The organism is Streptomyces sp. NPDC048349 (assembly GCF_040651925.1).
Lineage (GTDB): Bacteria > Actinomycetota > Actinomycetes > Streptomycetales > Streptomycetaceae > Streptomyces.
Genome location: NZ_JBEZLA010000014.1, coordinates 116348 through 126937 on the forward strand (window position 1 = coordinate 116348; position 10590 = coordinate 126937).

At 73.0% G+C, this 10590-nt stretch carries 9 protein-coding genes and 1 pseudogene; 3 read left to right on the plus strand and 7 right to left on the minus strand.

All coding sequences use genetic code 11. From position 1 onward, the window contains the following. Positions 1–12: 12 nt before the first annotated feature. From AB0D44_RS10900 to AB0D44_RS10925, 6 genes are all read right to left on the minus strand, one after another. Complete coding sequence (locus tag AB0D44_RS10900) at positions 13–1095, minus strand: hypothetical protein (RefSeq protein ID WP_362587670.1); 1083 nt, start codon at positions 1093–1095, stop codon at positions 13–15. Positions 1096–1165: 70 nt separating this feature from the next. Further along, positions 1166–1306 carry a hypothetical protein gene (locus tag AB0D44_RS10905; protein WP_362587673.1) on the minus strand — a complete coding sequence of 47 codons (141 nt, stop codon included), beginning with the start codon at positions 1304–1306 and terminating at the stop codon, positions 1166–1168. 67 nt (positions 1307–1373) lie between these two features. Next, positions 1374–1571, minus strand: a complete 198-nt coding sequence (locus tag AB0D44_RS10910; RefSeq protein ID WP_361765340.1) for a hypothetical protein — start codon at positions 1569–1571, stop codon at positions 1374–1376. Next, positions 1568–2245, minus strand: coding sequence for a hypothetical protein (locus AB0D44_RS10915; protein WP_362587676.1), 678 nt, complete (start codon positions 2243–2245; stop codon positions 1568–1570). Before AB0D44_RS10915 ends, AB0D44_RS10910 begins: the two co-directional genes overlap by 4 nt. After that, complete coding sequence (locus AB0D44_RS10920; RefSeq protein WP_362587679.1) at positions 2242–3819, minus strand: amino acid adenylation domain-containing protein; 1578 nt, start codon at positions 3817–3819, stop codon at positions 2242–2244. The genes AB0D44_RS10915 and AB0D44_RS10920 overlap by 4 nt, the downstream gene beginning before the upstream one ends. Next, positions 3819–5699, minus strand: coding sequence for a radical SAM protein (locus tag AB0D44_RS10925; RefSeq protein WP_362587682.1), 1881 nt, complete (start codon positions 5697–5699; stop codon positions 3819–3821). Before AB0D44_RS10925 ends, AB0D44_RS10920 begins: the two co-directional genes overlap by 1 nt. A 248-nt stretch (positions 5700–5947) precedes the next feature. On the opposite strand from AB0D44_RS10925, the gene gntD reads away from it, so the two are divergent. Genes gntD through AB0D44_RS10940 form a run of 3 tightly spaced genes read left to right on the plus strand, consistent with a single transcriptional unit; the run spans position 5948 to position 10012 of the window. Next, positions 5948–7039, plus strand: a complete 1092-nt coding sequence (gene gntD, locus AB0D44_RS10930; protein ID WP_362587685.1) for a guanitoxin biosynthesis L-enduracididine beta-hydroxylase GntD — start codon at positions 5948–5950, stop codon at positions 7037–7039. Positions 7040–7097: 58 nt separating this feature from the next. Then, a complete protein-coding gene (locus AB0D44_RS10935) occupies positions 7098–8372 on the plus strand; it encodes an MFS transporter (RefSeq protein WP_362587687.1) in 1275 nt (424 codons plus the stop codon). Then, positions 8369–10012, plus strand: a complete 1644-nt coding sequence (locus tag AB0D44_RS10940; RefSeq protein ID WP_362587690.1) for an MBL fold metallo-hydrolase — start codon at positions 8369–8371, stop codon at positions 10010–10012. The genes AB0D44_RS10935 and AB0D44_RS10940 overlap by 4 nt, the downstream gene beginning before the upstream one ends. A gap of 398 nt (positions 10013–10410) precedes the next feature. Here AB0D44_RS10940 and AB0D44_RS10945 read toward each other — a convergent pair. Next, positions 10411–10590: pseudogene (locus AB0D44_RS10945) on the minus strand (MFS transporter); the annotation flags it as partial.

Sequence of the window (10590 nt, forward strand, 5' to 3'; positions counted from 1 at the left end):
CGCCCCCGGGGATCAGACCCCGGCGGCGATCCGTGCCGGGGCCACCCCGAGGGCCGGGAAGAGCGCGACGTCCTTGCCGTCGACACCCCGCATCAGCACGTCGATGGCGGTGCTCATCAGGTCGATGTGGAACTGCGTGAAGGTGCCCAGGCCCAGGCCCAGGTGGACGCCGGGGTGCCGCTCGTTGGCGAAGTAGTTGCCGGGGAGCAGCGGGGCGCAGCTGGTGTTGGTGCCGAAGCCGATCTCGTGCAGCTTTGCGTAGCGGTCGTCCTGGGCCAGCAGCTTCTCGAGGTTGGAGGCGAACAGGGTGCGTCCGGCGACGGCCGGGCGGACCGCCGTGATGCGGCCCTCGACCAGGGTGATGATCGCGGGCTGGTCCGCCATGGGGGCGAGGTCGCGGTAGACCCGCTCCGTCTCGGCGCGGCTGGTGCCGTGGTCGCCGCGGTGGATGATCGGGGCGCCCTGCAGGGTGATCTCGCCGTTCAGGGTGAAGTGGGTGTCGAGCTCGAACTCGCCCGAGGCGTTGACCAGCGAGCTGAGCTCGCCGGTGGGCAGGACGACCTGCTGGCCGGGCATGAGCGGGCCGTGCAGCGAGAACCAGTGCTCGGAGAGCTGGTGCTGGAAGACGGCCTCGGTGCCGAACTCGCGGCCGAGGAAGAGCATGTCGTCGGCCTGGTCGAGGAGGGTCAGGAACTCCTCCTCGATGCCGAGCTCGCGCTCGTAGTCGACGTCGGCGACGATGGCGACCGTGGTGCGCAGGGTCTCCTCGGAGAAGGCTGCGGAGAAGCTGGAGAAGGCGCCCATGCGCATGCCTTCGAGGTGCTCGTCGTCGAAGTGGACGAACTCGTCGTCGGCGATCCACAGGACGGAGCCGCGGCGGCCGGAGGCGCGGATGGCGGCCATCTCGGCGATGAGGCCCGCGCGGGAGTCGGGGCCGGTCCAGGTGAATTCCCGTACCGGGGTGGTGCTGCTCTCGAGGGTGAGCGCGCTGCGCACGCCCGGCGACGTGACCAGGAGGAAGACGTCTCCCAGGTCACCCCCGAACAGGTTGCGGAACTGCTCCGGGCTGATCGGTACGGGCTGTGCGGTGCTCATGGAAACCTCCGTGAAGGGCCGTGCCGGGGTGCGAGTGCAGCTCACTCGCACCCCGGGCCACGACTCGAACTCAGCACTGGAGACGGTCGTACTTCCCGTACTTGCTGATGCGGGAGCTGATCGACACCTTCTCCTGGGCGACCGGCTTGTTGTCGGCCTGGACGGACTGCTGCTCGATGGCGGTCTGCTCTTCCATGTTGATCTGGGTCACATCGACTCCTCGTCGTGTTCTGGTGGAGCACCGGGATCCCGCCTGGTGCGGGCCCGGGGTCTGTGGGTCACGGAGCGGGTTGTTCCGCTGCCGTGAGGCGGAGGAGGGCGGCCGCCGCGTCACCGTGTGCGCGCAGCCGTTCCTGGTCGAGCCCGGCACCGAGCCGGGCCGCCGCTCCTCGGGCGAGTTCCACGGCGGCCTCCACGAGGTGGCCGCCGATGCTGACGGGATAGAGCGTGGTCCCGAGCGTCTGGCTGGTGATCACCGGATCTCCCCTTCCAGGGCGCGGGCGGCGTCCGCCGCAACGGTGCGCAGGGCCGAGGCGGCCTGCGCGGCGTCCGGATCGGTCTCCAGCTGCTCGGCGAGCGCGGCGAGTCCGAGGACGGACCGGCGGCGCGGGCCGGCCGGGAGCCGGTCCAGTTCGGCCGCGATCCAGCGCGCCTGCTCGTCGGCGAGCAGCACGTGCTCGCCTTCGACGGTGAGCTGGAGCGCGGCGCGGCCCACCAGGGGCGGGGCGCCGCCGTTGACGGCCTCCAGCACGGGGGCCAGTTCGGCCCCGCACTGCATCACCGCGGCCGCGGCCTGCGCGCCCCCGGGTACCTGCTGGAGGCGGACGCTCAGATTGAGGAGCAGGACCACGGCCGCGCGCAGCCGCGCGGGGTCGGCGATGCGGCACAGCTCCTCGTAGAGCCGCGAGACACCGGCCGGCGCCAGCGCGACGGTCGCGTCCTCGCCCTCGCCGGTGACCTCGATCCAGCCCGGGACGGGCACGGGCCGATCGGGCACGGCGGTGGCGGCGTCCAGGGCGTCCGCGAAGGCGGTCAGTTCCCGGGCGGCGCCGGCGAGTTCCGCCCGGGCCAGGGTCTGCGCGAACTCCCGTACCGGGGTGGCCGCGGTGGGGTTCGCGGGCGGCGTGGCGGTCGTGGATGCGGTGGTCACCGGCTCTCCTCGCTCTCGGTACGGGCCGGGGCGGCCAGGGCGTGGTGGTCGACCTTGTCGTTGACCGTGCGCGGCAGCCGGTCGTGGAACTCCACCCGGGCCGGCACCATCGCCGCCGGCAGCCGGTCGGCGAGCTCGCGGCGCAGGGCGCCGGCGCGGCGCGCCTGGTCCCCGGGCGGTTCGGCCAGCACCACGTGGGCCACCAGCCGGCTGCGGTCGCCCTCGCCGGCGACGGTGACGGCGGCGGCCGCGACCCCGGTGCAGGCGGCCAGTGCGGCCTCGACCTCGCCGGGCTCGACGCGCACGCCGGAGATCTTCAGCTGCCGGTCCCGGCGCCCGTGGTAGACCAGGACGCCGTCGGCCGTCTCGGTGACGAGGTCGCCGGTACGGAAGGCCCGGCGGCCGTCGGGCAGGGTGGGGAAGCCGCGGCTGGTCGCCGCCCCGTCCCCCGCGTAGCCGTCGGCCAGGCAGGGCCCGGTGACGTACAGCTCGCCGGCGCTGCCGGTCGGGACGGGCCGCAGCTCCTCGTCGAGGACCAGGCCCGAACGTCCGTCCAGCAGGCGGCCGATGGGCAGGATCTCCCCCGACGGCAGGGCTCCGGCCTCGCGCGGCACCTCGTACAGCGTGGAGGTGACCACGCCCTCGGTGGGTCCGTAAGCGTTGAGCAGCCGGACCGCGCCCATCGGCGAGCCGAGCCAGCGGCGGGCGGCGGCCGTGGTCGCGGCCTCCCCGCCGATCAGCACGGTGGTCAGCGAGGGCGGGGGGCGCAGGTCGCCGCGTACGGCGGCCTCGGCGCCGAGCAGGGTCCAGTAGGCGGTGGGCAGCTGCCACATCGTGATGCCGTGGGCGGCGGTGACCTCGAGCAGCTCGGGCAGCGACCACAGGCCGCCGCCGCGCAGCACGACCCGTCCGCCGGACAGCAGGGTCGGCCAGATCTCCTCGAGCGCGACGTCGAAGCCGGGCGAGGCGAACTGGAGCGTGACGCTGTCGGGGGTGAGCCCGTAGGCCCCGGCGGCCACCTCGCAGTGCCGGGCGAAGGGGCCGTGCGCGACCCGTACACCCTTGGGCACGCCGGTGGAGCCGGAGGTGAACAGCAGGTAGGCGGGGTCCCGTTCGGCCACCGGGACGGGGAAGGCGGGGCCGGCGGGCCGGTCGGCGCCGCCGGGCCCGGGGGCGGTGACCTCCAGGGCCTGCTCCCCCAGTTCCGCGAGCCAGTACGGCGCCCGCTCGGGGGCGGCGACCAGGGCGATCCCGGCTCCGGCCACCCGCATCGCGCGGCGCACCCGGTCGGGCGGCTGCGCGTCGTCGAGCGGCGCGCACACCAGTCCCGCGCCGGCGGTGGCCAGCAGGGCGACGACCAGTTCGGGCGTGCTGGCGGCGACCAGCGCAACCGTGTCGCCGGGGCGGGCGCCGCGCCGGTGCAGCGCGGCCGCCAGGTCCCGGGCGGCGGCGGCCAGGGCGCCGTAGGTGACGGTCCGTGCCGGGGCTGCGGGGGAGCCGGGGAGTTCGACCGCGATGCGGCCGGGTTCATGTGCGGCGCGCTCCAGAACGCGGGCCGCCGGGCTCGTGTTCATCAGCGCATCCTCGCGGCCGGGGGCTCGAAGCTCGTGACGTGCACGCCGGGGTGCAGGCCCTCGGCGGGGGCGCGGAAGTAGCCGGTCCAGTCGTGCGAGAACAGCTCGACGCGGCTGGTGCCGGTTTCGGCGACGGTGAACACCGAGGCGCGCTGGTAGCGCAGCAGCTCCTCGAGGCGTTCGTCGATCTTCACGCCGGCGGTCTCGAGGTGGCCCCGCAGGTCCTCGTAGAAGCGGTCCAGCTCGTTTTGCACGTAGGCCCAGCACCATTCGTAGATGAGCCAGGACTCCTTGTCCGGCACCCACTGGGCCAGCTTCTCCATCATGTCCGGCTGGGAGGCCACCTTGCCCTCGTTGGGGACGGCGGGCGACTCGATGTACTCCCACAGCAGGGCGCGGGCCCGGTCGACGGCCTCGCCGAGGACGGTGGAGGTGTCGGCGAGGGCGGCGTCGGCCAGCGAGCGGTAGAAGTCCTCGTAGCCGAGGATCCCCTCGGTGTGCAGGTAGGTGGCCAGCTGGCGGGTGATGCCGCGGTTGTGCAGGGCCTGCAGGACGGCGCCGAAGAGGTACATGCGCACCCAGTCCCCGCGGCTCATCGTGGAGTGCCCGACGACGACCTCGACCTCCTCCACGTCGTCCGGGAGGTAGGTGCGGGTGATGGTGTCCAGCCGGTACTTCTCGCGGTGGGCGGCGCTGCCCATCTCGGCGTTGGGCAGCAGCACGCACTCGTAGATCATGATGTCGTCGTGGATGCCCATCTCGAGCATCCGGCACAGGCCGCGGGCGAAGGTCTCGGGGGTCTCGTTCGGCAGGCCGACGATGACCTCGGTGTAGGCCTCGACGCCGCGCTCGCGGAAGGCCGCGGCGAGCTTCTCGTAGTTCTTGGCCGGCATGTTGGAGCGCTTGACCTGCTCCAGCACGTCCTGGGTGCCGCTCTGCATCGCGAGGATGGTGCCGTTCGACATGCCGTTGAGCGCGAACATCGAACTGATCTGTACGATCCGGTCGTTGGCGTTCTTGGCGTAGCTCGTGACGAACTTGCCGGGGAAGCCGCTCTCCTGCTTGTTGCGCACCAGGTGCTCGGCGAGGCCGACGTCGCGCGGGAGGATGCCGAAGTTGGCGTCGGCACACAGGATGGCCGACACGTTCTGCTCGGTGAAGTAGTCGATCTCGGCGTGCAGCCGGTCCTCGTCGAACTTGCGGATCTTCGACTGGTTCGCCGAGCCCCAGTCGCAGAAGGTGCAGCTGTAGGGGCAGCCGCGGTTGGTCTCCCACAGCACGGTCGGCTTGTAGCCGGCCGCCCGGGCCGCCTCGAAGGAGGGCTCCATCAGGCCGGTGAGCCAGGGGCTGGGCACGTCGATCTCGCGCGGCAGCTGCCCGCCGAGCGGGTTGCGGCGGACCGTCCCGTCTTTGTCCCGGTAGCTCAGCGAGGGGACCGACGCGAAGTCGGGCTCGTCCTGGAGCAGCGCCCTCAGCAGCTCGGAGAAGGGCGCCTCGCCCTCCTTGTGGATGGCGAAGTCGATGTACGGGTGCTTGTGGAGGAACTCGGCCGCGTTGTCCGGCACGTGCGGGCCGCCGACCACGGTGACCGCGTCGGGGAAGCGCTCCTTCACGGCGCGGCAGGCCGCCATGTTCTTGTTGAAGTTCCACAGGTAGCAGGACATCGCGAAGACCGCCGGGTCCTCCATGAGCGAGACCGGGTCCTTGGCCTGCTCGGGCAGGAAGAACGGCTGCTCGAAGGTGTAGGCCTCGACGAGGTCGGGCTGGGTGTCGGCGTACGAGCGCAGGGCGCCCCAGACGACCGGGAGGTAGGCGGAGCGGCTGAAGGCGGATACGTAGATCCTGCGCTTGGCAGCGGTCACCGTGGCCGTCGTACTCACGCTTCGCTCACCTCTTCCCGTTCGTGGCCGGTCCGGACGGGGGACCGTGGCCGTTCTGGGAATGAGCACAACCTCCCGGACTACAGCACCGCTTGAAAGCCGCCAGAGATCCAGGCCAGAGTGTGCGCCGGGGGTCCGGGGAGGGTGTAAAGGGGGTGCGGGCGCAGGGGACGGATCGGGCGGTGTCGAGTGCGAATCGAGTGCGGCCTGAGAGGCTGCGGCAACCTCGCGTCTCTTGAGGAGCCACCATGCAGACCTTCGCACCGCCCGCCGCTGCGTCCGCCGCGGTGTCACAGCCGGGACCGGGGGTCCCGCGCATCGAACTCCTGCCCGACGAACGCCACCGGGTGGCCGCGCTCGCCCACGAGTACGCGCGGGACTCGGCCGGCCTGGACGCCCGGCGCTCCCTCCAGCTCGCCGCGCTGATGTCCCACGAGCTGCCGCGTTCGCTGCGGCGGCTGATGACGGACTTCCGCCTGTCCGGTGCCCCGCACTCGGGCTTCCTGGTCAGCGGGCTGCTCATCGACGAGAACGCGCTGGGGCCCACCCCCACCAGCTACCAGGAGCGCCCCGACCGCTCCGAACTGCGGTACGCGGACGCCGTGCTGCGGCTGATCGGCTCCCTCCTCGGCGAGCCCTTCTCCTTCAGCAGCCAGCAGCGAGGGCGGCTGATCCTCGACCTGTTCCCCGTTCCCGGGCACGAGTTCGACCAGCTCGGCTCCGGCTCCACGGCCATGCTGGACTGGCACACCGAGGACGCCTTCCACCCGCACCGGGCGGACTGGATGATGCTGATGGGGCTGCGCAACCACGACGCGGTGGCCACGACCTTCGCCGCCATGGAGGACATCGAGCTCGCCGAGGAGCACCGCGCGGTGCTGTTCGAGAAGCGCTTCGCGATCCTGCCGGACCAGTCGCACACCAAGAGCTTCAACCAGGCCACGGGGGCCGCCGACGCGAGCGAGGCGGCCGAGGGCGAGCAGTTCCGGCGCATCGACACCATGGCGAACCGGCCCGAGCCGATCGCGCTGCTGGACGGCGACCCCGCCGCTCCGTGGCTGCGCGTCGACCCGCCGTTCATGCACACCAATCCCCTCGACCCGCAGGCAGCCGCGGCGCAGGACGCGCTGCTGACCGCGATCGAGGCCAAGCTGACCGACGTGACGGTCGGCAACGGCGACCTGTTCGTCATCGACAACAAGCGCGCGGTGCACGGGCGCCGGCCGTTCGCGGCCCGCTACGACGGCACCGACCGCTGGCTCAAGCGCATCAACCTCACCGCCGATCTGCGGCGCAGCGCCGGCTCCCGGCGCGGTGACCACGGCCGGGCCGTGGTCTGACCCGGCCCGCGGGCGGAACCTCCGGCGGACACCCCTCCCCTTGAAAGGATTCAAGGCCTTGGCCGCAGAACCCAATCTGATCCGACGCCACCGGCTGTTCCGCCGGTTCTGGCTGGCGCGCGCGGTCTCGCTGATCGGCGACGGCGCGGCCATGGTGGCGCTCGTCCTGCTGGTGAGCCGCGGCGAGCACGCCGGTACCGCCGTGTCGCTGATCCTCCTGGCCGAGTCCGTTCCGCGGTTCTTCGGACCGCTGGCCGGGGCGCTCGCGGACCGGATGGGCGTGCGGCGCCTGCTGATCGCCGCCGAGCTGGTGCAGGCCGCGGTCTTCGGCACCATCGTGCTGGCCCGCCCGGGCCTGGCCGTGCTGGTGCCGCTGGTCGCGGTGGCCGCCGCGGCCTCCACCGTGTTCGCCGCGGCCGGCCGTACGGTGGTGCCGCGCCTGGTCGACGAGGCCGACCTGATGCCCGCCAACGCCTGGATGGGCACGGCCTTCAACCTCCAGGCCGCGCTCGGCCCTGTGCTCGGCGGCCTGTTCTCCGCCTGGGGCAGCGCGTACGTCGCCCTCGCGATCAACGCGGGCAGCTTCGTGGTCTCGGCCCTGCTGCTGACGCGCATCCCGGCGCTGGAGCCGCTGCGGACCGGCGAGCGCCGGACCCTGCTGGGCGACACCGTCGAGGGGCTGAAGTTCATCCGCCACCACCGCGTGTCCCGCGCCATCGTGCTGCTGCTCCTGCTCGGCCTGTTCTTCGGCTCGCTGGACAACCTGGCGCTGGTCTTCCTCGCCGAGCACTCGCTGCACACCGGTGAGACCGGGTTCGGCGTGCTGTCCGCGTCCTTCGGCGTCGCGATGGTCGCCGCCTCGCTCTGGCTGGTCCGGGCGGCCGAGAGCCGCTCGCCGGTGTGGGTGCTGCTCGCGGGCTGGTTCTTCACCGGCCTGGGGCTGCTCCTGACGGCCGCCGCTCCGGTGCTCTTCGCCGCGATCGCCATGCAGCTGGTCGCGGGACTGGGCAACGGCGTGGCCAACGTCGGCGAGGAGACCCTGCTGCAGAAGGCCGTGCCCGCCGAGGTGCTGGGCCGGGTCGGCGGCACGCTGTCCTCCGCCGCCTTCTTCGGCAGCACGGCCGGCTACCTGGCCGGCGGCCTGCTGAGCCCCGACAGCCACGCCCGGCTGGTGTTCGTGATCGCCGGCGGCGGCATCTTCCTGGCGCTCGCCCTGTGCGGCCCGGCCCTGCTGTCCGCACGCTCCGCCCTCGCGGCGGACCCGGCCGAGGCGGCGCCGCACGACCGCGTCCCCGCCCCGCCGACCGCCGCACAGCCCGGAGGTGCGTCATGACCTCGATGACCGCAGTCTTCAACGGACGCCCGGCCAAGGGATACCTGCGCCCGTCCGTCGTCCCGCAGCCGCTGCTGCACCGCTGGTACGCCTGGTGCCACCTGGTGCCGCCGCACACCGCCGCGCTCAACCTGCGCGAGCGCTACCTCCCGCAGCTGCGCAGCTACCTGCGCTCGCCGCAGGTGCACGCTTCCGCGCTGAGCAACCCGGCCCGGTACGGCGGCCCGTTCCTGGCCCCGTACGGCGGCACCCCGCAGGACGTCGAGGAGCTGCTGGCCGCCACCGAAGCGGCCGCCGCCCCTGTGCTGCGGCTGGCCGAGGACATCAAGGACGCCCAGCGGATGCTCGCCGAGCAGGCCGACGGCAAGCCGATGGAGTCGCTGTACGCGCAGCTCCCCGCGAGCCTGCGCGGGCTCGTCGAGCTGGTCTACGACACCGGCAACCGGCCGCGGCTGCGCTTCTTCGAGCCGCTGGTCCACCGGGCGTTCGCGGCGGAGCTGGCCGCGGGCCAGGAGATCTCCCTGGCCCCGCGCACGGACCTGGAGCAGCCCTTCACCTTCGGCAGCCCGATCCTGCCCCACCCGCAGCGGCTGGACCTGCGGATCCCCTTCGCCGACCCCCGCCTCGACGAGCTGTACGCGGCCCGCCGCGGCGCCGCCGACGTCGCGGGCCTGGCCGAGCTGCTGCTGGGGGACGAGGCGTCGCACGCGCGCGCGGCCGCCTTCGCGGACCTGTTCACCGACAGCGCCCCGGCGCCGTACGAGAACGCGCCGGCGGGCTCCGTACGGATGCGCTACCTCAACCACGCGACGGTGCTGCTGGAGACGGGTTCCACGGCCGTACTGCTGGATCCGCTGCCCGGCTACGCCGACGACGGCCACCGCCACTTCACCCTGGCCGACCTGCCCGAGCGGCTGGACGCGGTGGTCCTGAGCCACCTGCACTGCGACCACGTGTCGGTGGAGGCGCTGCTCCAGCTGCGGCACCGGGTGGACACGGTCGTCGTGCCCCGGGGCGGCGGCGGTTCGCTGGAGGACCCGAGCCCCAAGCTGCTCCTGAAGGCGCTGGGCTTCACCTCGGTGGTGGAGCTGGGCGAGATGGAATCGGCGCGCATCGGCGAGGACGCCGAGGTCACGATGCTGCCGTTCCTGGGCGAGCACGGGGACCTGGACATCCGCTCCAAGGCGGTGCCGCTGGTGGAGATCGGCGGCCGGCGCGTGCTGTTCGCGACCGACGCGGTGGACATCGACCCGGACCTGTACCGCCGGGTGCAGGAGAGCACCGGGGACGTGGACACCGTCTTCATCGGGCTGGAGTGCGTGGGCGCGCCGATGTCGTGGCTGTACGGCCCGCTGATGGAGGGCGCCCAGGACCGGGCGCACGACCAGGCACGCCGACTCAAGGGCTGCGACGCGGACATGGCGGAACGCCTGGTCAAACGGTTCGGCGCGGCCGAGGTCTTCGTCTACGCCCTGGGCCTGGAACCGTGGCTGCGCCACCTGACGGGCTCGAGCTACGAGCCGGAGTCCGAGCAGATCCGCCAGACGAACCTCCTCCTTGACCGCTGCCGCGAACGCGGCGTGGCCGCCGAACTCCTCTACCGGCACGGCGAACGCCTCTGGCCCACCCACCGGCCCTGACCCCACCCCCCCCTCCCGCATCCCGCGCCCTCTCCCTGCCTTCGGGCGGGAGGGGGCGCTTTGCGCGTTCAGCGTCAGCCCCTTCAGCGCGTCGGCCGGCTGCGCGCGTACCCCGCGAGGGTCATCGGCTCGGGCCAGTGCCTCCTGCGCCTCTCGCAGCCGTGCGTAGGCCTGTCGCTCGTCCCCGACTGTGGCGGCGCCGGGGGCTCGCCGTTCTCGCAGGAAGGCGCGGGCCCCGTACATACGCATTGCGCACCGCCGCGGGAGATGGCCACGTCCTGTGCGGACGGCTCGGCGGGTGACGCGTACGACAAGGCCCCGGCCCCGGTGGACGTGTTCGTCCATCGGGGCCGGGGCCTCGTGTTGCCCGGTCGGGGGGCGGCCGGACGGCCGGTCGTTCAGTGGGCGGCTGCTTCCTGCAGGGCGGGAGTCGGCTCGGCGTCCTGGCTCGTGTCCTTGGCGGGGGCGGGGTTGGCGCCGCGGAGCGGGACTTCCTTGATGAACCAGGCGGCCGCGAAGCCGAGGACGGCGATGGCGGCGCAGACCAGGAAGGCCCAGTGGGTGCCGACGGCCACGGC

Bases quoted from the DNA above. Each gene is read 5' to 3' on its own strand.
- AB0D44_RS10920 (WP_362587679.1), bottom strand. From the start codon at position 3,819: ATGAACACGAGCCCGGCGGCCCGCGTTCTGGAGCGCGCCGCACATGAA.
- AB0D44_RS10940 (WP_362587690.1), top strand. From the start codon at position 8,369: ATGACCTCGATGACCGCAGTCTTCAACGGACGCCCGGCCAAGGGATAC.
- gntD (WP_362587685.1), top strand. From the start codon at position 5,948: ATGCAGACCTTCGCACCGCCCGCCGCTGCGTCCGCCGCGGTGTCACAG.
- AB0D44_RS10900 (WP_362587670.1), bottom strand. From the start codon at position 1,095: ATGAGCACCGCACAGCCCGTACCGATCAGCCCGGAGCAGTTCCGCAAC.